Source organism: Orrella sp. 11846 (assembly GCF_048820935.1).
Classification (GTDB): Bacteria; Pseudomonadota; Gammaproteobacteria; order Burkholderiales; family Burkholderiaceae_B; genus Algicoccus.
In genome coordinates, this window is sequence record NZ_JBMERD010000008.1 from 1 (window position 1) to 19,476 (window position 19,476).

General features: G+C 58.7%; 22 protein-coding genes. 3 read left to right on the forward strand and 19 right to left on the reverse strand.

Annotation, left to right across the window (positions count from 1 at the left end; all coding sequences use genetic code 11):
* The first annotated feature begins 856 nt into the window (after positions 1–856).
* Positions 857–1,666, forward strand: coding sequence for a PD-(D/E)XK nuclease family protein (locus ACOI06_RS08045; protein WP_420662012.1), 810 nt, complete (start codon positions 857–859; stop codon positions 1,664–1,666).
* Between the two features lie 148 nt (positions 1,667–1,814).
* Here the strand turns inward: ACOI06_RS08045 and ACOI06_RS08050 are convergent, their stop codons facing one another.
* Entirely contained in the window at positions 1,815–2,495 is a 681-nt protein-coding gene (locus ACOI06_RS08050) for a hypothetical protein (RefSeq protein ID WP_420662013.1), read from the reverse strand.
* Between the two features lies 1 nt (position 2,496).
* Positions 2,497–2,754 carry a hypothetical protein gene (locus ACOI06_RS08055; protein ID WP_420662014.1) on the reverse strand — a complete coding sequence of 86 codons (258 nt, stop codon included), beginning with the start codon at positions 2,752–2,754 and terminating at the stop codon, positions 2,497–2,499.
* A gap of 185 nt (positions 2,755–2,939) precedes the next feature.
* Between ACOI06_RS08055 and ACOI06_RS08060 the strand changes: the two genes are divergently transcribed.
* Positions 2,940–3,893 (forward strand): acyltransferase family protein, encoded by a 954-nt coding sequence (locus ACOI06_RS08060; protein WP_420662015.1) that lies wholly within the window; start codon positions 2,940–2,942, stop codon positions 3,891–3,893.
* Here the strand turns inward: ACOI06_RS08060 and ACOI06_RS08065 are convergent.
* Genes ACOI06_RS08065 through ACOI06_RS08110 form a run of 10 tightly spaced genes read right to left on the reverse strand, consistent with a single transcriptional unit; the run spans position 3,866 to position 15,301 of the window.
* Positions 3,866–5,014, reverse strand: coding sequence for a hypothetical protein (locus ACOI06_RS08065; RefSeq protein WP_420662016.1), 1,149 nt, complete (start codon positions 5,012–5,014; stop codon positions 3,866–3,868). The two genes, ACOI06_RS08060 and ACOI06_RS08065, sit on opposite strands and share 28 nt — an antisense overlap.
* Positions 5,011–6,162: a hypothetical protein gene (locus tag ACOI06_RS08070; RefSeq protein ID WP_420662017.1), complete on the reverse strand. Its 1,152-nt coding sequence runs from the start codon at positions 6,160–6,162 to the stop codon at positions 5,011–5,013. Before ACOI06_RS08070 ends, ACOI06_RS08065 begins: the two co-directional genes overlap by 4 nt.
* A 2-nt stretch (positions 6,163–6,164) precedes the next feature.
* Complete coding sequence (locus ACOI06_RS08075; RefSeq protein WP_420662018.1) at positions 6,165–9,941, reverse strand: phage tail protein; 3,777 nt, start codon at positions 9,939–9,941, stop codon at positions 6,165–6,167.
* A 1-nt stretch (position 9,942) separates the two neighbouring features.
* Positions 9,943–10,794: a DUF2163 domain-containing protein gene (locus ACOI06_RS08080; RefSeq protein ID WP_420662019.1), complete on the reverse strand. Its 852-nt coding sequence runs from the start codon at positions 10,792–10,794 to the stop codon at positions 9,943–9,945.
* Entirely contained in the window at positions 10,791–11,261 is a 471-nt protein-coding gene (locus ACOI06_RS08085; RefSeq protein ID WP_420662020.1) for a C40 family peptidase, read from the reverse strand. The genes ACOI06_RS08080 and ACOI06_RS08085 overlap by 4 nt, the downstream gene beginning before the upstream one ends.
* Positions 11,258–11,854: a phage distal tail protein, Rcc01695 family gene (locus ACOI06_RS08090; protein ID WP_420662021.1), complete on the reverse strand. Its 597-nt coding sequence runs from the start codon at positions 11,852–11,854 to the stop codon at positions 11,258–11,260. Before ACOI06_RS08090 ends, ACOI06_RS08085 begins: the two co-directional genes overlap by 4 nt.
* An 11-nt stretch (positions 11,855–11,865) precedes the next feature.
* Positions 11,866–14,202: a hypothetical protein gene (locus tag ACOI06_RS08095; RefSeq protein WP_420662022.1), complete on the reverse strand. Its 2,337-nt coding sequence runs from the start codon at positions 14,200–14,202 to the stop codon at positions 11,866–11,868.
* Between the two features lie 3 nt (positions 14,203–14,205).
* Positions 14,206–14,469: a phage tail assembly protein T gene (locus ACOI06_RS08100; RefSeq protein WP_420662023.1), complete on the reverse strand. Its 264-nt coding sequence runs from the start codon at positions 14,467–14,469 to the stop codon at positions 14,206–14,208.
* A 20-nt stretch (positions 14,470–14,489) separates the two neighbouring features.
* Positions 14,490–14,828, reverse strand: coding sequence for a hypothetical protein (locus ACOI06_RS08105; RefSeq protein ID WP_420662024.1), 339 nt, complete (start codon positions 14,826–14,828; stop codon positions 14,490–14,492).
* A gap of 2 nt (positions 14,829–14,830) precedes the next feature.
* The gene (locus tag ACOI06_RS08110; RefSeq protein WP_420662025.1) at positions 14,831–15,301 is read right to left on the reverse strand and encodes a phage tail tube protein; all 471 of its coding nucleotides are present in this window, start codon (positions 15,299–15,301) and stop codon (positions 14,831–14,833) included.
* 65 nt (positions 15,302–15,366) lie between these two features.
* Here ACOI06_RS08110 and ACOI06_RS08115 point away from each other — a divergent pair, with 65 nt between their 5' ends.
* The gene (locus ACOI06_RS08115) at positions 15,367–15,675 is read left to right on the forward strand and encodes a hypothetical protein (RefSeq protein ID WP_420662026.1); all 309 of its coding nucleotides are present in this window, start codon (positions 15,367–15,369) and stop codon (positions 15,673–15,675) included.
* Between the two features lie 40 nt (positions 15,676–15,715).
* On the opposite strand, the gene ACOI06_RS08120 is transcribed toward ACOI06_RS08115, so the two are convergent.
* The 7 genes from ACOI06_RS08120 to ACOI06_RS08150 form a co-directional block, all read right to left on the reverse strand.
* Positions 15,716–16,102 (reverse strand): DUF3168 domain-containing protein, encoded by a 387-nt coding sequence (locus ACOI06_RS08120; protein WP_420662027.1) that lies wholly within the window; start codon positions 16,100–16,102, stop codon positions 15,716–15,718.
* On the reverse strand, positions 16,099–16,599 hold the full coding sequence (locus ACOI06_RS08125; RefSeq protein WP_420662028.1) for an HK97-gp10 family putative phage morphogenesis protein: 501 nt from the start codon (positions 16,597–16,599) through the stop codon (positions 16,099–16,101). Before ACOI06_RS08125 ends, ACOI06_RS08120 begins: the two co-directional genes overlap by 4 nt.
* 4 nt (positions 16,600–16,603) lie before the next feature.
* Entirely contained in the window at positions 16,604–16,756 is a 153-nt protein-coding gene (locus ACOI06_RS08130) for a hypothetical protein (protein WP_420662029.1), read from the reverse strand.
* Positions 16,757–16,810: 54 nt separating this feature from the next.
* A complete protein-coding gene (locus tag ACOI06_RS08135) occupies positions 16,811–17,212 on the reverse strand; it encodes a head-tail adaptor protein (protein WP_420662030.1) in 402 nt (133 codons plus the stop codon).
* Positions 17,181–17,465 (reverse strand): head-tail connector protein, encoded by a 285-nt coding sequence (locus ACOI06_RS08140; protein ID WP_420662031.1) that lies wholly within the window; start codon positions 17,463–17,465, stop codon positions 17,181–17,183. The genes ACOI06_RS08135 and ACOI06_RS08140 overlap by 32 nt, the downstream gene beginning before the upstream one ends.
* Positions 17,462–17,893 carry a hypothetical protein gene (locus ACOI06_RS08145; RefSeq protein ID WP_420662032.1) on the reverse strand — a complete coding sequence of 144 codons (432 nt, stop codon included), beginning with the start codon at positions 17,891–17,893 and terminating at the stop codon, positions 17,462–17,464. The genes ACOI06_RS08140 and ACOI06_RS08145 overlap by 4 nt, the downstream gene beginning before the upstream one ends.
* Before the next feature lie 321 nt (positions 17,894–18,214).
* Positions 18,215–19,411: a phage major capsid protein gene (locus ACOI06_RS08150; RefSeq protein WP_420662033.1), complete on the reverse strand. Its 1,197-nt coding sequence runs from the start codon at positions 19,409–19,411 to the stop codon at positions 18,215–18,217.
* Between the last annotated feature and the right edge of the window lie 65 nt (positions 19,412–19,476).

Genomic DNA, 19,476 nt, shown 5'->3' on the forward strand with positions numbered 1-19,476 from the left:
GACCACCCTTGGCACCGTCGCCTCGAGGCGCGATCTTGTTGATCCGTGCTGCCAAAGCTTTGAGATTCAAAAGCTCATCGATATTGGCCAGAGGGTCACCGATCTGATCCAGCTTCTCGCGCTGACGCTCATCGGCAAAGAGTTCAAGCTTGATGGCACTACGTTTCATAGCGTTTACGGGCAAAGAGGTGGCAATAGGGTCATTTTAGGAATCGGCGCACTCAGCGGGGGTTATTCGAGATGCCCGATAGTCTATTGACACATCAGCACGAGAAGGGGCCGCTTGATATCGGAGAATATCGCTTCGATGCAGGATGACATGATTCGGTCCGGATTGTTATACGACACGGTGCATCCGTTTGTTTGGCATATTCTGCGAGATCTCGACCTTACACTCTGTGAATTGCCATCAAAAGTGACGGTCTGAATAAATTTAATGTCAATTTCGCCGGTCTATGCTTCTCAGGTCCAGACATAACGCTCCACATCGCGGCGAAGTCTCAAGCGTCTGGTTCTTATGATCTATGCTCGCGGGACGATGTGAGGGTCAAGAAGAGCATCGGCGAAGCTGTGTGGTGCCATCACCATGGAGTTGCCTGGACTTACGCTTTCACGTTGTTCATACAGCGCGCCGACGCGTAGCAGCATCCACTGCCGGACAGAGGCGGGCACGTTCGAGGCATTACCGAATCCGCATGTGATGATGAGCTCACCGGGCGCATCGATGGTGAGTACGGGCGGTAAAAGTCCGTTTACGGAAAATGATGGGTCGTCGGACGTGATAGTTTGCACCGGAGTTAAGCCGTAAAGCGATACCTCTCGGGCATCGTTTGCGATCACTGACCACGTTTGAGTGATGAGACGCTGTCCCATCAAAAACTCGGCCTTCTCACGCGCGCAGAATCTGCTGGTGCTAGCGGCGCAGGAGAAACAAGGCCGGGGCAAGTCGCCATCCAAGTACTTCGAGCGCCTGTTCTATGAGCTACCCAGCTGGCGTGACGTTGACCTATCTGCGCTGACCTTCGAAGCGGTCAAACAGATCAACCTAAAGCGCGAATACTCGTTCACCTCGCACATCACTGTCTTCGAAAACTGCGCCGAGCAATACCGCTTCTTCAAAGAGCTGGAGTTCGCACCCGTTCGCGAGAGCCCGATGCTCTTCGGTACTTTGGTTCACCAGACCATCGAGGACATCCACAAGACCGTGCTGCGCGGTGAAGAACACGCTTTGAGCCTTGATGCCATCGAAGGCTGGTTCTCTGCGAACTACGCGATGCTGTCAAAAAAGGAGCGCGTCTACTTGGCGCGACCGTCACAGCGGGCAGCGCTGGGGCACGTGCTGCGCTACTACGAGCGCGAGAAAGGCAACTGGGATCGCATCAAGGAGGCCGAGGTCGAGATTTCGCTCATCAAGGATCAGTACATCTTGAGAGGCAGCGTTGACCTGGTTCGAGGCGAGAACGACACGGTAGAGATCATTGATTTCAAGTCCGAGAAGAAACTCGATATGGAAAAAGATCGGGATCGCCTCCGCCAGTACCAGCACCAGCTGGAGGTGTACGCCCATCTGCTCGAGGAGCGCAACGGCAGGGGGGATACCAGTCCGATAGATGAGGCGGATATCCACGAGAAGTTGGTCGATCTATTTCCTGACCTGGAAAAATAACCAGTCTATGACCTGGGGGCTGGGTTGAGGGCGCTTATGCCAGGTGCCCGACGACGTCGAGTCGCTCGGCTTCCAGCCGCGTATGCACCAACCAGTACCAGGAGCGTGGCCGCGGCCGTGAGCAGCCAGCTTTGAATGCGGTCCCACATCACAGCACTCCCTGTTGGTGGCGTTTGACCTGAGACCAAGCAATGAAGATGGCAACGCCTACGAGCGTGAGGCCAATGGCCACTCGTACGATCGATCCACTTGTAAGATGTCCGTCAGCCTGGGTGATGGCTTCGGTGACCTGTGGCAGCGCATCGGCGAGTTCTGCCAGACCCACGCCACCGGTGGCTGTGGCACCGATCGTTTCTCTCGTGAGCGGGATCTTGCCTGCTGTGCGCGTCGGGCGCTCCACACCGGCCAACTCCAACCCTTTGTCGAGGGTTGAGGCGTCATACCAGGTGCTGGGCGTAGCAAGTGGCCCACGGCCGTTCTCGTGTCGGATGATGGCTTGTGCGACGGCGAGCAGGTCTTTGTAGCAATGCATGTCCAGCGACTGGTTGGCAGCTAACCCGGTTTGCCGGGCAACCGCTTGTACATAGCTCTGCGTGTTGTTCTCTACGGGCGGGGCCCAGCGAGAGATGATCTGAGCGATGGTGCGCAGACCGTACTTGTCCTGGTAGGTGATGAGAGTCCGAGCCAGAGCCCGGATACCGTAGACGGGCGACTGAAACGTGCAGAAAGCCGGATCAGGCTGATTTGACGCCAGTCCTTGCCACGGATCGCCGTGGCGCAAGTTGCCCGGATTGTTGTTGCGGATACCGCGAGGCAGCGTGTTTGCCATGTCAGGCACCTCCTTTGAATTTGCTCCAGGCAGCGGCGATGGCCACTGCTGCTGCGCTGATGTAGCCGAATGGCTTGGCCAGTCGTCCGATCATGTGCAAGACACGAAACCCACCCTGCAGGGCCGTGAACATGTCGATCATGGCGCTGGTGTCAGCCTCCATCTGGTCGAGACGCTCCTCGATGCGGTCCAGGCGGTTCTGGATGCGGGTGAGCTGCGTGTGCATCTGATCGAACTCTTCGCGTGTGACTTGGCACATGGCGTTTCCTTCAAGGGTAAAAAAGCCCCCGAAGTGGGGGCGGTGGACATTGCAAATAGACCATCTGGAAAAATGATGAGTATCTCTTGTCATCAGGGTCCGTCGAGATAAGCGCAGGCTTTACACTTCTGGCATGACTTTCATTAAGTGAGGGGTGTGTGGCGCGGCTCGAGCGAAATCAGCGGGTGGAAAGCTTAAAGGGGTTACTGATCTTTCTTGTTGTCCTTGGGCATTTTCTCGAACCATTTTTGACGCGCCCTGAAATCGCACGTCTCTACAAGTTCATCTATGCGTTCCATATGCCAGCGTTTGTTTTCTTGTCTGGTTTATTTGCGCGAGCTGCGAGTACGAGCGAGGCTTGGCGTATGGTCAAACCCCTGCTATTGATCTTTCTCACCTTTGCCATCGCGTACGAATGCGTTCACTATCTGCTTTTTCGTGAGATGTCCCAGTACGCCCATCAGCTCGCGCCTTATTGGATATTGTGGTACCTCGTGAGCTTGGCCTGTTGGCGCCTAGTTGCCCCTACCGTTCGAGCGCTTCCGTATGCCGTAGTTAGCGTGACGGTGTTTTCGCTGGCCGTGCTGAGCACTCCATTCGTGGGTTATCCATTTAGTCTGGCTCGGACCTTCACGTTTCTACCCTTTTTCGTGGTGGGAATCTTGTATGGAAACGATCTTCTTCGCCTCGGTGCTTGTGGTCGCTTCCCGACATTCATCGCGGGAGCGCTCTTGATGTTGCTGGTGTTTTGGACATCTCAGATGTTCAGCTTTCAGCTTTTGTGGGGCAGCGTTTCTCTTGTGAGATTGAGTCCTGACTTATCGCAATCCTTGCTAGAACGCGTGGTCCTATACGGTGTTAGTTTTGCGGGCATTGTGGCGTTGTTGTGGATTGTGAACATAGCACTCCCCGTGCTTTCGCGATGGGGAGCAAACTCTTTGTCTGTCTATGCATGGCATGGCTTGGTGGTCATGGTTGTGAAAGCGAGGTTCTCACCGGACGCTAGTTCCATGTCAGCCGTTGAACTCATAGGCATCTTGGCCGTGGTGTCAGCGTGCCTTTGCTTCATTTTTTCGAGCTATCAGGTGACTCGCATGATGACTGCACTTTTTTATTCGAAGAGCAAGCCAATGCCGTAAGCACCTGTGGCGCTCGACGAGAACTGGCTCACGTCGGTTGCCAGCGGGTCATTGTTGCGGTACCACCGGCGGATCACTGCGTCATTGTCAGAGAGGTATGACGTGAAGGTCGTCGGTTTGGCGCTGACATAGATTCTGCTGCCGGACATGCTGCCAACCCGACAAGCGGCGCTGTCGGTGCCATCAGTTCGCACAAGGGCCATGATGTAGGCTTGGTCCTTCAAAAGCGGCACGGGTGGTGAGAGCTGAAAAAGGTGCTCTTGCAGTCCGGTTCTAGTCGGCAGAAACGCCATGCCGCTAGCAACTGAGCCAACGATTGCTCCTGTGTCGGAATTGATCGCGAATATGCAGCCGACGTAGGTTGAGCCAGCGGGTGGGTTGAAAGCCGCGAGGATACCTGTACAGCGCTGATCTTCGGAAAGAGTGAACTGATTCGCCAGTGTCGCGTATGCTCCTGTATCGTTGCCGGACACAGAAGCATCCACGCGCAGGAAGTTCTGAGCACTAACTGAGTCGCTGGCCCACTCCACGCCATCTTCGTATTCATTGACGGTCAGAACCTTTCCGGCGTTGCCAGTGAAATCGGGATAGGCTGCGGTTCCGCCTTCACCGCCACCCGGGGCACTGATGCGAAGCTCTCCTGCGACTGTTTCACCCAGGGTAATGTTGGTGCCGGCCAGCAGACGCACCCACTGGCCATCGGTGCGCACGTAATAGCCGTCGCCGGGCACCTCCACCACACCAGTGGTTTGGCCGCCAGCCACGGCGGTTCGCACATTGGTGCCATCACAGTACAGAATGGCCATCTGCGCACTGCTCACAATCACCTGGGCGCCACCACTTTGTGGCGTCTTGACAGTGATCGCTTCGGGTCCACCATTGCGCAGCGCAAAGAGACGGCTCGAGGGCCATACGGTGACCGTGCGCGGCTGCGTGTGCCCCATGCAGTTGAAGCAGAAGTTTCGGGTGTATTGCGGCTGAGTGAGTACTGCATCACCCTCTGACAGATCGACGGTCAGGACCTCCGAGAAGGCCGCATCCAGACCCAGTGCCTGGTCGTTGATCGTCACTTCTTTCTGGTTCTGGTTCGGCGCGACCAGCGGCAAGTTCAGGTTGTTCATTCTTTCACCTCGTAACCAAACACGGTGTTGTCGATGGTGTCAATGTCCCAAGCTGAGTCGTCGGGCGCTTTGGCCAACACGTAGGGGTCGGCACCGTTATAGGTCGAAGACAGGTGATGCCCGAAAGGATTGCGCGCGGTCTGACCGTTTGTAATGACCACCTGATCGAGGCTTCGATCACCCACATCGGCTTTGGCGGCATAGGTGTTCATCATGACGCCCAAGATGGTGGCATCCGGATCCAGCCCAGACGTGTCGACTGTGAACGTGTCGGCCTTGTCATTGGCCGCGGGCGAGACGTTGTAGGTGGCGTCGCTTAGCGTGGTTTTGTTGACCGCCTCGAGGTTGCCCGCTGCACCGTCGGGGGTCCAGGTAATGTCGTCCTGCGCAAGAAGCGGCACACGCTTGAACCGTACAGGCCCCAATCGAGCGTTGAAGCTGTCTCCCGTGCCATCCAGCACGAAGATATCGTCGACCACGATATAACAGTCGGCCAGGGTATTTGGGCTTGTGCGAACGGAGCCCAGCATCCATCCCAACGTATCCACACGGTCGAGCGATTCAACGTACACGTCTTCCAGCTCCTTGTGACCGTTGAGCCAGATTGTCACGCGGTGCGTTGCCGGGTTCAGTTCCATCTCGAGGTGGTACTCGGTCTCGACCGCAATCTGGGTGTTGCCGCTTTGTCCTGCAACCCATAGATGCTGATCGACGAGCATCAGGGCAGTTGCTGCCCAGACCTCCAGGGGATCCAGGCCCGACGTGTTCTCGGGAACTTCCAGACCTCCGTTCCAGCCAATGATGGGACGCGGGTAGTCAATGTCGGGCGAACGCGGTTTCCACGAGAACATCCCACCGATGAAATGCGCTTGCGTCGGGTTCTCTGTGGTGACGCTCACCGTGCAGATGGAAGCCGCCTTCCCGGGCTCAGACCCAAAGAAGACGAGGGCTTTTTCTGAGCCGATGGGAATCGGACATCGGGACGCTTCAAACACGCCAACGGCGCAGCCGCGATCGCCACTGGTCTTGAACGTGGTCAGCGGGCGCATCCAGCGCTCGGTGTCAGCAGGCACATGGGTCGCGTTGACCTTGCCCCCAATGGAGGTCTGGGTCGGGACCGCATCAAGGTTGTCTCCGTACAGAAGCATGATCAAGTTTCCTTTTCAATGATGAAGGTTGTGAGTTGTGTGGATTGAAGGGCTGGTTTGGGGAGCTGCTCGATCGCGAAGGCCGAGGTCTGGGCTGTGTGCACCGTGGCAGACGGCAGCTTCACCACGGCAAACACCGACGCTTGCGCAACCTCTAACAGTGGTGCCGGCAAGCCTTGCAGCGCAAAGACCGAAAGCTGAGCAGCAAGCCCGGAGGGTGGTGGCATGCCTTCGAGGGCAAATACCGCCATTTGCGCAGCCCGCAGGCGCGGTGGCGGAATGCGCTCAATGGCAAAGCTTGCGAGCTGCGCTGCAGTAATCGCCGCACGCGAGTGCACCATCAGGCTCGGAAAGCCTCTGCCCACAAAGTCCGACATCTGATAGACCACAAAGCTTGCTGCATCCAGACCGTCTTCTGCCATCATGACGTTGGTGTAGAAAGCTTGGGGTTCGTTTGTCACTAGTGTGCGCACGATCTCGTTGTCGGCGTAAACGTCGATCTCGTATTTCTCGGCCACTTCCAGAAGCGGCACATCACCCACGCCCGCCACCAAGCCACCACGCAGCCGGGTGCGACGCACCCACGTGATCTCGATGCCGGCCTCTGTGTGCGTTACCTGAACATGCCAGGGGGCATAAGGTCGGTATTCGTTGCCCGCGACGGTGGTGAAGCGCACATCGCCGTCCTGGGGCAGTTGATTGCCGCCACGGCCGCGGTAGGTGGCCAAGGTTCCAAGGCGTTCTGTAGGCAGGACTGTGGCGCCAATGACATCCTCGTTTAGCAGCACAAAGGCGCAGCCAGCGGGTGTGGTGCCATCAAATGCCCAGGCATCCGTGCCGCGTCTTCCGCGCAGCAGACCGCGAAGGAGGTAGCTGCCGTCCTCCTGCAGATAGGCTTGTCGAAACTGAATCACCTCGGCCTGATTGGTGTTGCGGATGATGGCTGCCGCATTGGCACCGGCCACAAGCTCGGCTTGTGAGACGGTTTCCAACTCGCCATGGAGAAGCATGACGTGCAGTTCGGCTTTTTCGTTGGTGGCAAAGACGTCCCACTTCGTGGCCGGTGCCAGGGGCGCAAGCAGTGCGCCGTGCACCGTCGAGTACGGCATGGAGTCGACAGCCTTGAACGTGTCATCACTTTCAAGCCGATCCAGCGCTCCGCCGCGCCAGTTGTCCGTCAGCCCGCCCATGGTGTAGTAGAGGAGCAACTTGGTGCCCATCTGGTCGTTGGCATCTTCCAGGTAGGGGGTGGGCAGCAGATACAGCCTAGTCACCATTTCCACGGGGAGCGTCTGCTCGACGACCCCATGACCGCTTTCTGCTTGCACGGCACTTACGTACTGGCTGCTGTCTTGGGCGACTGCTTCAATCTCAAGCACGAGATTCGCGCCCAGTGTGGTGGATTCCACGAGCGCATCCACCGGATAGGCATCGGGTTGCAGGATGGTGATGGTGTCCCCGGGTGTGAGCAGAAGCGTCGGGCGTGGGCTGCGCAGCTTGTACTTGGTGCGGCCATTCCAGGCTTGCATGAGAAGCGCGTCTGCGGATTGTTTGGCCACATTGGCGTGCACTGCTGCAGGCACTTCCACCGACTGACGATTGCGCGAGCGCATGGTGTCAAAGCCTTCGTTGCCCACATAGCGCTGGCGATACACCGTCGACATCTCGAACACCATGTCGGCGTCGGAATAGGTGACCGCCACTGATTGGGGCAGAGCAATGTCTTCGGTGCGCGAGATCTTGAGCACCTCATCACTGCCCGCAATCAGATCGTCCGTGTGCAGGGTGGCAACTGGCGTGGAACCGCGACGCACCCACTTGAGTTCACTGGCCGCTTCCACGGCATCGAAGTTGTAGAGCGAGCCCAAGGGTTCGAGCACGCCTCGAGCTTCGGTGGGCTTGGCCTGCAGATAACCAATGACGGAGAGATCAGCCACACCGGACAGATCACCGGGATCCACACCGACCTCGTTGCTCACGTCTTCAATGATGCCGGCCACAGAGGTGCCCGAGACCTGCCCGCGGTCGAGGAAGTACGCACTGTTGCCTTTGACCAGGACCGTGGACTGACTGTCCCAGGCGGTCGGGTCACCGCTGCCAGCGGTGGGATAGAAGCCCAGCACTTCACCTGTGGAGGTGGAAAGCACGTAGCGCCCCGAGACACCGTCCTTCTTGCCGCGCACGGCCAGCGTGCGACCCGTCAGTCGTGTGCCGTAGCTCGCTCCGAAACGGTGCAGGTAAATGCTGTTCCAGGTGAAACTCTCATCAGCACAAAAGCGCCATAGCACCGAACCCGATGGTGAAAGTTTGACGGTGAAAACCCCGTCGCAAGCTGAGAGGATGAATCCCTTGTCAAAAGGGTCGACCAGGATGTAGTCAATGGGCGAGTAGTTGGGCCCACCGTAGACCGAGTCCCTGAAGGCTTGAACGCGACCCTCGGGGTCGATCATGGGCAGCGTCACCGTGATGCAGCCGACCTTGTTGAGTGTTGGCTCTGCGCGCCATTTGCCGGTTGGAATCAAGCCACCGATCTTGTCGATCACGACTTCGTCTGTCACTTCGATGGTGTCGAGCAACAGCGTGGTCGATGATTCACCTGTATGCAGCCACGCCACGGTGGCTGAGCCCACGTCCTCAGAAATGAGCGCCATCCACGAGTGCCAGCCGCGCATGCCGGCCACGTTGGGGTCGTAGAGCAAGGTCTCGCCAGAGGCCACGTCTACGATCGTCGTACCGCCATAGCCCGTGCCAGCGGCGATGAAGTAGTAGTCCGACATCGCCACAAAGGCGATCAGACGTCGTTGCCCTGTGAGCAGGCTGTCGTACTCACACAGCAGACTGCGCTGCCCGTTCAGATGCACGGCATCGCCGAAGTTGTTGCCCCGAAAGAGCACGCGCGTATCGTGCAAGAGTGCCAATGAATGGGCGTCGTAGACCGCCAGTCGGCGGTGGTTGGTGCCGGCGGAATAAAAGACAGCCACGTAACGCTGATCGGAATAGACCACATCACGCTGACCTTTTGCACCCGAGGGCAGAGGGCGTCTGGCCACGATGCGGTCGTTCTGTACTGCGCGCGCGACGATGTGATCGTCAGCCACTTCGTAATACCGACCGATGGACCACGAGACCGAGTAGACGGACTTTGTACCCATGCCCTGTGTGAGCGTCGTGGATTGCCCCACGCTCTGGACCACGAACTGCATTTGCGGCAGACGATTGCCAAATGGCGTGAGGTTCAGGTTCTCGAAGACCACGTAGGCCAGGCCCCGGTGCGCCGGCGTGCTCTCCTGGCCCACATCGGCGGCGATGATGGAGTCGGGCAACTGCGACTCGTTGCCGGGATAGAAGCGCCAGGACAGACCCGGGACTGTAACATCCAGTGTTGCACCGGTCGCATCAAACACCACCTTGCCGTCCATCAGGATCTTGAGCACTTTCTCGAGCGGGCCACGCGCAAGACCGACTGCCACCGACACACTGTAGGTGTAGGTCGTCTGCGTGTGAGTCTGGGTGCTGCCTGCGCCACCTTTACCGCTGCGCACACTGGTGCTGGTGGTATGGGCGTGTTCGCGCACCTTGCCCATCCAGAGCACGTTGCCTGGCACGACGTAGGTGCCCCATACGCGAGGGATGCCAATGCCGTACTGCGAGCTCGTTGCCGTCAGTTCGGCCAGTCGTGGTCCCTCGGAATGGGTGTTGGGGAGTTTGGGGCGCAACAACCAGGAGCCGAGCACGGCCACGCCACCGAGGATGGCCAGGCCAACTTGGGGCAGTCCCATCTCAGTCTCCTACCGCAGCGAAGATGCGAGACGATCCCGGCACGTGTGGCTCACCGCGAAAGTTGATGACGTTGCCGTAGGCTTTGCAGGTTGTGAGGCGCTGATCACACCCGGCGCTCATTTCCACCTCATCGCCGACTTCCGGAATGAAGGGCAGGGCAAACTTTAACTGGATGGCGCCACTGCCAAAGGATTTGATCTCGGCTGTGACCCCGGCGTTGACGCCGGATGTAAAGCGCACGATGCCAAAGTCGTACATGGCCAGTGGCGCACGAGACAGTGCCTGGGCGTCGGTGGCAAAGTGCCGGCGATCGTAGGCGGCCAACACTTGCCCCACACTCGTGTAGTCCGGCAGATGCAGTTTGCAGCGTGCGTCCCCAAAGTTGGCGCGGCACTCTGGCGAATAGATTTCCCCAATGGTCTGGGCGTAGGCCGCCTGCAGAGAACGAATCTCGATCTTGTACGTGTGTTGATCGGCAATCACGGCCTGGCCCAAGGTGCCATAGCGCAGATCAATACGGCCCATGCCGGGCTCTTGCCAGTTCACAATAAAGACCTCGATGGTGGCGTGATCGAAGCGGCCCACTTCCAGATCCTCACGCTTGATGTCTTCGCCCAGAAAGCCCACAAGCTCCAGATCGCTGGGTCCAAGTCCGAGGCGCGTCTCGACCGCACTGCGATCAAAACCACCGTGCTCGGCGCTCAAATAAGTCTCGCCATCCACTACCAGAACGTCGTCATGATCCGTCCAGCGGTAGATGAGGCCATCGGTGCGCGCCAGGCGCCAGCAGGTCGCCAGGGTCGAGACGGGTTGGTTGATGTGGTTTTGCAGGGCAACGGTGGTGGGCTTCATGGTTGCACTCCATGTAAGCGAAAGGCGTGTGAGGTCAAGGTAGGCCAGTCGTGGGTGTAGGGTTCTTCAATCACCTGACGCGCGCCCGCGTGGGCGTGAATGATGTGTGGTGCGCCGTGCTGTTCCGACAGAAAGGCTGCGTGAAACGGATAGGGGCGGAAATTGATGACGAGAATGTCGCCTGGCCGGGCATCTCGCACCGGGATGCGATCAGCCACCCGGTCGAAGTGCGCCATGAGTTCGTCGTTGGGCTCTTTGCTGTACGCGGTGACGTCGTAGTCACAGATGCCCAGGGCTTGCGTGACCACCACGCCCAGTCCCACGCAATCGATTCCCTGACGGTTGCGCCCGGCATGACGCCAGCGCACCCCGAGCCATTTACGGGCTTCGGCCACGATGTCCCGACCGGTGACGGCGTTTTTTACGCAAGCAGGAGTGGAAGCAGAAATGGAAGTTGGAATGCTCATGGTCTGTCCCGAATTTCAATGATGGGGGCGTTGATTTGCGAGATGTGCTGGGTGATCATCGTCACTTCCAGATCGTCCGTATCGAAGCGAACCGGTACGTCGAACTCGCACACCAGCCGGATGGCATGACCTGCCTCAGGAGCCCTGCTAAAGGTGATCAGGCCTGTATCAGGATCGACTACCACCCCGGAAGTGCGCAGGACATCATCGACATAGACCAGTGCGGTCCCATCGACCAAGCGCGTGAGGGCCCGTGTGTACGCAGCCTCTCCGACCTGATACGTCTTGGATGCCTGGAAAGTTCGCGTTTCATCGTCGCCATAACCAATGACGGAGTCGCACTTGTAGTCAGACCAGTCCTTGAAACGAAACCCGTACCCTCTACCATTCATGGCGTAGAAGAACCGGATCACTTCTTCGTTCTCTGCGTGCGCGCGTTGAAAGCCGACGTTCCAGCGCCCGCGGACCTTGCTCCAGTTGATGTTGCGGTATTCGTCGCCGGATACGGTCTCGGTGATGCTGGTCTTGAAGCCGGGGCCGCCGGCTGCGCCCAAGGAGACGCGTTCGGACAAGCGAACGTTCTTGAAGCTCATAGGAAAAACCTTTACGAACGTGCCAGCGCACGCTGTGCGGCCAGAGCCATCTCGCGCTCGATTTGTGTGCGCGAGCGACGGAAGCTGTCAGCGTCCTGGGTGTTGATGACAAGCGTGATTTGTGGCGGTTGCGTTACATAGTCCTGCCGGGGTGCGCCCTGCAGGGGCAGATTCATGACACGCTCGAGCAGAGCATCCAGCCGGGCACTTGTCTCGGAGGTGAGCACGCGCTCGCCTTTCTCCAGCAGCCAGGTGCCGGTCTTTGGGATGCTGTCGATGCCGTCGTGCGCCATGCCAGACAGGGCTGCTGCGCCAATGGCACTCACCATGGGGGAGGTGGCAGCGATCGCCGAAGCCATGGCAGCAGGGGCCTCTGCGGGACCTGTCACCGGGATGGCAGCTGTGCTGGCATAGGCTGCAAGACCTGCTTGCAGGCTCTGGGCACTGGCAGAGGCCATCATGGCACCTGCGGCCGAGGCTTGCGTTGCCTTGCCCACCAACATTTGCACGCCTTGGTAGACGAGCCACTGAGCAGCCATTTCACCGAGCGCACCGATGAGCGAGCGTGCCATACCGTCAAAGAGCCGGTAGAACGCTTGGTCCAGCGTTTCCACGTCCATGATGATCGAGGAAAGGGCATCGCCAAAGCCACGCGTGAAGGTCTCCACCGTGTTGCCAGCAAGCGTGTCGAAGTCCGCCATGGCCCGCTCGAGACTCTCGGTGTAACGACCCCAGAAGTCTTCACGGTCGGCATCCTGCAGTCGGTCGAGCGCAAGGGCAAATTCATCCGCGCTGAGCTTGCCTGCCTCAAAGGCCGTGGTGAGAACATCGATGTCCTCGGCCATGTGCTGCGCTTGGGCTTGCTCGGGAAAGAGCCGATGCATGAGCGCCTGGAACTCGGCCGCGTCCTCCTCAGCCTTGAGCATGACGTCGTGTGTCTGGGCCAAGGCCAGAGCGAAGTCCTGCTGCTCTTGCGTGCGGAAACTGACTGCGCCGACCGAAATGCGAGCCAGGAGTCTCTCGGCTTCGGTCTCTTTGCCCAGCAAGGCAATGCGCTCGATCATCTGATCAATGAGACGCTGCCCATCATCCAGCATCACGCCAGTTGTCCGACGTGGTGGGTCGTCGGGATCGACAATAAGATCCTTCGGCGGTTTGCCGAGGTTGCGCGGTGCAGGTGGACCGATGCTGGCCGCCAATCGTTCATTGCGCTGCTTGGTCCACTGGTCGGAATAGAATGCGCCATCGTAGTTCCAGAGATCCCAGAGGTCCTGGTTGGCTTTCTCGACGATCTTGTTGCGTTCGTTGAGTGCGTCCTGATACTCGGCTTGCACTTGCGGCGCCAAGCTTGTGCCGTGTTTCTCGTCCAGAGTCTCGTAGATCCAGCCCGCGCCTTCAGCCCGAAAGCCTGCATCGACCAGTTTGATGTCAGCAGCGACAGACTTGAAGCTGCCGTGCACGGCATTGATCATTTTGCCCAGGGCCACGACAACGTCAGCAAGATGCGCAAGACCAGAACCCACGAGGTCGATCCAGTCGGGCAAGGACTGGTCATTGCCCAGAGACTCCACCGTACTAAGCAGATCATCGGATTTCTCGCGTGAGCGCGAGAGCACACTGATGAAGTCATTGGCCGCTGGAATCAGTTGCTGCCCCAGCTGGATCTGCAGACCTTTGAAGCGTTTGCCCAGATCATCCAGACTGTTTTGAAATTCTGTGGCTGCTTTTACAGCTTCGTCGTCAAGGACCAGACCGAGTTTGCGGGCACGATCCGCCATCTGCTGCATGCCGTCGGCACCCTGGTTCAGAAGTGGCAGAACCTTCTGTCCAAGTTGACTACCGAAGAGTTCGATGGCCAGGCGTGTTTTGCGTGCGCCGGGTTCGAGCTTGGAGAAGCGCTCTGCCAGATCCTTCAGCATCTGATCGGCGGTTTTGACGCGACCCGAAGCGTCGTAGGCGGAGATGCCCAGTTCCTGCAGGAGTTGAGCCTGCTTGCTCGTGCCATCCAGCAGATGATTGATGGCCTCGGTAGAGCGACGCAAGATGCGCTGCAGTTCCCCTTGCGATAACGAAGCACGGTCGGCCGCGTAGGCCAACTCCGAGAAAGCTTCCACCGTGACGGAAGTTCTTTCTGCGGTCGTGCCCATGTCGGCCATGTACTGCGAAGTGTTCTTCATCATGGCCACCAGGGTGCCGGCCATGGCAGTGCCCGCAAGGGCTGCCCGTTTGGCGTACTTGGTGACGTCTTTGGTGAGCTTGTCGATCTGCTTGGCAGCGCGCTTTGCGTCCGTTTCAAAGGAACCCGTGCGCATCAAGAGGTCAACAACGATGGAGCCAGCGGTGGCCATGCTTTAGTCTCTCGCAGGTGGTTTGAGGCCGAGGGCGGCCAGAGTGTTCAGATCGGCACTGGAGTAGCCGACGTGTTCAGCTGCACCCCAAGTCTGTGGGGGAACCAGGAAGTCGAGCTTGTCTTGCGCTTTGCCACCCGCCATGGCCTGTGCCACGAGCACAGCTGGCCGGTGGTAGCGATAGTGATCATCAAAGGGCGTTTCGGCGTAATACCGCTGCCACGAGTGAAACTCCGCCAACGTCATCGTGGCCTGCAGCTCACGCACGGTCTTGCCCAATGCCAGGGCTAGGATGTGCCAGAATCTCCACTCGTTGTCACTTTTGGGTCCGGGGCATTGACCTCCTGAATGGCCTCGAAGATGCGCAGCATCGGTTCGGCCTTCAGACGCTTGGCCTGCTCGAAGGTCAGCGCAGGCTTGCCCTCCGGCGTCACAAGGCCTGCGGCCACGATACGCGCCATGCTGTCGACACGCACGTCTTCGTTGTCATTCTGGTTGTCGAGCGCAAAGCGTCTAAACACGCCTGCAGGCAATTCCTTGAAGTGCAGCGTGTGGGTGCTGCCATCGGCGAGCTCAACTTCACGTGTGTGCACGACGTCCGAAACAAAGAAAGAGGAATCCAGCATGGTCAGACCTTCCAGTTGCGAATGATGCGGCCAGACCGCTGCAGTGTGAGCGTGCCGGTGACCTTGTCAGCCAGAGCGATGTCGATCTCGACGTCGGCGACGTATGCGGTGAACTCGAGACTGGTGCGATCGACGGGCGGCAGAAACGCACCGCTGGAGTCCACCGTTGGTGCATCCTCGCCATCCGACAGACAGATGAGCCACTGAATCTTCTCGCCCGAGTCTTTGAGATCGAAGAACTCCCGGTGATCAACGGCACGTGGGTCGAGGTTGAAGGGTGCCGAAACAGCACCGGGCGCAGCAAGCCCCGCGATGAAGCTGCGCTCGTCGGTGTCATCCAGACAGGTGTCGTCGATCTGCTCACGGGCGCCACCCAGACCAGAAATTCCGGTCGGGCAGGTCACTTTGAAGAAGCCTTCTGGGGCTTGCTCGGACAGAAAGAACAGGTGTGTTCCTTGCGTTTTAAGGGACATGGGGTGCTCCAAAAGAAAAACCCAACACATGGCTGGGTCGGGTCATTAAAGAATGGATAGCCACATTGGGCCGTGGTTTTGCCGGAACGCGTACAGCAGAGGGCCAGACTTCGTTGATGAAATCAGTGATCTGGCCTTATGCTGGTCACGAATATCAGGAGAGCGCCATGCACAACCCAGAACACCCGGACGTGATCCGTTGCGAATCGCTCGGAGATTCCACCATCGATGCATTCTTGACACTGCTTGACCACGATATTGACGCTGGTCGCAATGTCCGCAGCTTGTCAAAGACGCTGCTCCAAACAATCCAGGCGCATGCAGGTCACAATGTCTACTTGGACAAGGATTTCGATGAGGACGTAGAAATCTGATGCGGATACACGCTCGGCATCCGATTTCAGCCATACGCCGTCACAGATGGACACCGTCGAAGCGCTGATGAATAAACTCCGTTTGCAGTGAGATACGAAACAAACGTGTGTCTGGCTCCCGGCCATGGGTGATCACTCGGTTTGCCTGCCCAGCCGTGTCCAGCGCATCGCGAACGGCCTTGGCCAGTTTTACGCACACATCCTCGCCACCGTCTTCCGGGCCAGCCCAGCAGTCGATCTGGATGGTGTCCGTGTCCGCACAGGGTGGCCCAGAGAGCTGTCCATGTGGATCCGTTGCGACCACAAACCATGTGAGGTAGGGCAGCTTTGAGTTCTGGGGTGCAGACCCTGAGCCGTAGATGCGATCGTCCACCAAGGCCGTCACCGCAGGAACCTTCAGCGTTCTGTAGATGGGTGCAAACATCATCGGTTTTTCCTTGCCAAGTCACGCACGATTTTCTGGAGCCGACGGTCCAGATCGCTCACGATGGCTTCAATCGCTTCCTGGCCTTTCTGCTGCACGGCAGGACGCAGCCACGGGGTAGCTGATTGATGGCTGGAGCCATACTCCAGCAGGGCCGCGGTCTTATGCGTGGTGACACGCTTGCCAGCGCGCTCACGCCGACCGATCTGCTGGTGGTCATACGCCTTGCGACGCACGCGCACCAGATACCGCTCACCTTTGCTGCCGTGCATTGCTTTGCCGCGGCTGGCGACGACGTTCTTCTGCAGTAGCCCAGTGGTCTCATCGCTTTCAGCAATGATGCGCTCCAGGTTCTGTTTGGCTTGGTCACGAATGAGCCGTGCACCCTTGGCAAGTGCCAGCTTCACAGGACCACCACGGTTGCTGACCACCTCTGCGGGCAAGCTTTGCAGGGTGCGCAACAGACCGTCGGCACCCGAGAGTTTGAGAGTGATTTTCATGGGATCAGTCCAGGGACTGGTGCGGCTCACGTTCGCCAGGCATGGGATTGCCGTCGAGGTCGAGCAGTGTCTCCTCGTCCTCTTCTGCCAGAGCTTGGAGGAGGGCATCGAGCTTGGCTTCGATGCGTTCGAGGGTGGTGGTGATTTCACTGTACATGTTCTGTGTGGATAGTGATGTAAGGTTGAGGATCGAACAAGATTGAGGGAGCACCTACAGTCCTTGTGTGCCTGTATCAACTACGCGTAGACGCCACTCCCGACGGGCCGTGATGTCGCTTTCTACTGACGTCACGTTGTAGACACGTCCGTCCCAGAGGATCCGCCAGGCGCTCATGTCCCGCTCGCTGGCTGGAAACCAGCGGCAGTTGATGCGAGCACTGACTTCCGACTGGGTGGCACCGGCCGCAATCCACTCGCGCCCTGGGCCGGTGAGCACTTCTGCAGGGACTGCGTCCAGAGACGTGCCGTCATCCAGAACAACAGTGGCCCAGCCGCCTGCCGTTCGCAGACCATCCGCATTGACGGTGTCGGGCAGCTTGTGCTGGAAATGGATTCTGTGTCGCAAACGATGAGTCAGCATGTCAGACTCCCATGCAGATGCGGTAGGGCGCAAGCTTGACCTGTGCCGCCTGCCGTAAGGTCACAGCATCCTCTGGTGAGGCTTGGTAGGCGGCCTGCAGCAACAGCATCGCACCGAGGACCACCGACCCCGGGAGTTCTGACCCCTCCATCACATCATCGATGTGCTCGCGATTCATGAACTGGGCGGCCTCGTCCTCGGCGCCTCGAAGCAGCATCAGCAGCTTCTCATCATCGGCACTGTGAATGACATCCAGATAGTCTTTAGCAACGGTCAGATCGATCACGCATGCTCCTTTGTCTGGGGTTTGGGTTTGGGTGCCGATTCGTATACCAGCGCTTCCTCCAGCGGCACTTGGGGCCAGCAATCAAGGGCCGTGTCGCGACTGCTGTTGAGGATTTGAAGATGGTGGGTCTGTTTGGCAACATCAGCAAACTCGCGCTGCCAGCGTCCGTAGTGCGCCGGATTGGTCAGGGGCTCCGGGTGATTGCCGTGCCAGTGGTGCTCGCCATCGGCAGCTTTGGCGTCGTAGCCCAGCAAGATGATGCGCTTGGCACCCTGTGCGCCAGCAAAGAGGATGGCCCCGATGCCGGAGTTCTTGCCACAGGCGTTCACGTGTTCGACCTGCGGGATGTGCCGGGTAGGGCTCACCCGCTGGCCTGTAAACACTTCCTTCACCTCTGACAGATAGACCGACCACCAGGCACGGTCCATGGCATAGAGCGCATCAGCCCAAGGCGCTATTCGGAAGGTGGTGTTGGTGACGATGACCGCTCGACCTTCTTCTTGCGTGCGCCAGTGGCGGACTTGTGCGACGTCTGCCGCGGTGAGGCTGGGGCCACTGGCGATGCAGACGACTTCGTGCCAGTGCCCGCTGTAGGGTCCAGTTCGCGAACCAGACCCCGTGCCTCGAATGCGGCCAGCTGACGCCGGACCACGGTGATCGACCCCGACTGCGGTGAGACCACTCGACCCTCAAGGCTGAAAGTCTTGAGCGGCACGACTTCAACGAGATCAGACATGGATCGCCTCCGCTTACGAGGACACGCTGGTGAGCGCGCCTTCAATGAAAGACTCTGGACGGTACACGGCCAGCCCCAGACGTTCTTCCGCCCGAATCGTGACCATGTTCTTCTCGAAGTCCCGATCGTTTTCTGTGGACACGAGGATCTCGATGTCCATGCGGTCGAAGATCTGCGCGCCCAGACTGAATGCCCCGACCAGGAACTGGTTGGAGACAATGGCCGTGGTCGCCACGACCGGCAGGTTCCACAGCAGGGGTTGAGTCCCGAAGGCAGGATTGCCCATGAGGTAACGACCCTCGAGGTCCTTGGTCAGCTCGATGCGAGCCCAGTCGATCGGGTGCATGACGATGCCGTTGGGCGGAAACTCTGCGAGCACAGCCTGCAGGATCGCCAGTCGGATGCGGTCGATGGGCTGCTCGTTGCTGGGACTGAAGTCCGGCGTGAAGGCTTCTGCCTGCGGGATGATGCCGCCGATGTTGGCACCCACACCACTGCCGTAGAGGAACTGCTGTTCTTCGACGAGTTCAATGGCGTACCGGGCTCGGGCGTCGATGTAGCTCTGCAGCGCCGGTGCATCGTCCAGGATTTGACGGCTGGCCTTGAAGAGGTGCGCGATCACACGAATCGGTGCCGTTTCCAGTTCAAATGTCAGATCCGAGTAGGGCTTGTCGTCACCCTCGGAGACCACATCGGCGTTGTTGGTGAAGCCCGATTCGCGCACGTATTCAATGCTGTTACTTGCCGTGCGACCCGGTGCGATCAGATCACGAATGGTCATGCGACGCGGGGGTGGGGCAATGATGCCGTACTGACGGTCGGGTTGCACGAGCACACCAGCCGAAGAGTCGAGAGATGTGATGGCAGCGCGAGGCACACTGATGCGGCGAGAACCCCGAAAGGAACTGTTCACGCCTTGCATCTCTTCGCTGTCGACCACCAGCATGCCAGCGGTCTTGGGTGCGGTCTGCGCAGGCTCAGGTTCGCGTGCAAGCAGTTGTTCAATGTCCTGGAAGCGCGCGGAGAGCTTGTTGAACTCGCCCAGGGTCTGGTCGACCTTGTGCTTGAGTTCGTCGCTCACCTGCGCGGCATGCTTGACGTCTTTCTGGGATTGCTCGGCATAGGCCTTGAGCTGATCGCCGGTCTGTTTCAGATCGACCTGGACTTGTTTGTACTCGCGCTCGAGCGTTTGAAGGTTCTGGTCTGCCATGATTGGGCTCCATCCATAAAAAAACCGCCTCGAGGGCGGTGAATATTTGAGAATTGAAAGGTGAT

What these genes read in the sequence shown, in the direction of transcription:
- ACOI06_RS08065 (WP_420662016.1), bottom strand. Translation starts at nt 5,014, where the DNA reads ATGAACAACCTGAACTTGCCGCTGGTCGCGCCGAACCAGAACCAGAAA.
- ACOI06_RS08125 (WP_420662028.1), bottom strand. Translation starts at nt 16,599, where the DNA reads ATGAAAATCACTCTCAAACTCTCGGGTGCCGACGGTCTGTTGCGCACC.
- ACOI06_RS08090 (WP_420662021.1), bottom strand. Translation starts at nt 11,854, where the DNA reads ATGAGCTTCAAGAACGTTCGCTTGTCCGAACGCGTCTCCTTGGGCGCA.
- ACOI06_RS08045 (WP_420662012.1), top strand. Translation starts at nt 857, where the DNA reads ATGAGACGCTGTCCCATCAAAAACTCGGCCTTCTCACGCGCGCAGAAT.
- ACOI06_RS08095 (WP_420662022.1), bottom strand. Translation starts at nt 14,202, where the DNA reads ATGGCCACCGCTGGCTCCATCGTTGTTGACCTCTTGATGCGCACGGGT.
- ACOI06_RS08050 (WP_420662013.1), bottom strand. Translation starts at nt 2,495, where the DNA reads ATGGCAAACACGCTGCCTCGCGGTATCCGCAACAACAATCCGGGCAAC.
- ACOI06_RS08085 (WP_420662020.1), bottom strand. Translation starts at nt 11,261, where the DNA reads ATGAGCATTCCAACTTCCATTTCTGCTTCCACTCCTGCTTGCGTAAAA.
- ACOI06_RS08055 (WP_420662014.1), bottom strand. Translation starts at nt 2,754, where the DNA reads ATGTGCCAAGTCACACGCGAAGAGTTCGATCAGATGCACACGCAGCTC.
- ACOI06_RS08130 (WP_420662029.1), bottom strand. Translation starts at nt 16,756, where the DNA reads ATGTACAGTGAAATCACCACCACCCTCGAACGCATCGAAGCCAAGCTC.
- ACOI06_RS08070 (WP_420662017.1), bottom strand. Translation starts at nt 6,162, where the DNA reads ATGCTTCTGTACGGAGACAACCTTGATGCGGTCCCGACCCAGACCTCC.
- ACOI06_RS08075 (WP_420662018.1), bottom strand. Translation starts at nt 9,941, where the DNA reads ATGGGACTGCCCCAAGTTGGCCTGGCCATCCTCGGTGGCGTGGCCGTG.
- ACOI06_RS08080 (WP_420662019.1), bottom strand. Translation starts at nt 10,794, where the DNA reads ATGAAGCCCACCACCGTTGCCCTGCAAAACCACATCAACCAACCCGTC.
- ACOI06_RS08145 (WP_420662032.1), bottom strand. Translation starts at nt 17,893, where the DNA reads ATGGACCGTGCCTGGTGGTCGGTCTATCTGTCAGAGGTGAAGGAAGTG.
- ACOI06_RS08110 (WP_420662025.1), bottom strand. Translation starts at nt 15,301, where the DNA reads ATGTCCCTTAAAACGCAAGGAACACACCTGTTCTTTCTGTCCGAGCAA.
- ACOI06_RS08120 (WP_420662027.1), bottom strand. Translation starts at nt 16,102, where the DNA reads ATGATGTTTGCACCCATCTACAGAACGCTGAAGGTTCCTGCGGTGACG.
- ACOI06_RS08150 (WP_420662033.1), bottom strand. Translation starts at nt 19,411, where the DNA reads ATGGCAGACCAGAACCTTCAAACGCTCGAGCGCGAGTACAAACAAGTC.
- ACOI06_RS08105 (WP_420662024.1), bottom strand. Translation starts at nt 14,828, where the DNA reads ATGCTGGATTCCTCTTTCTTTGTTTCGGACGTCGTGCACACACGTGAA.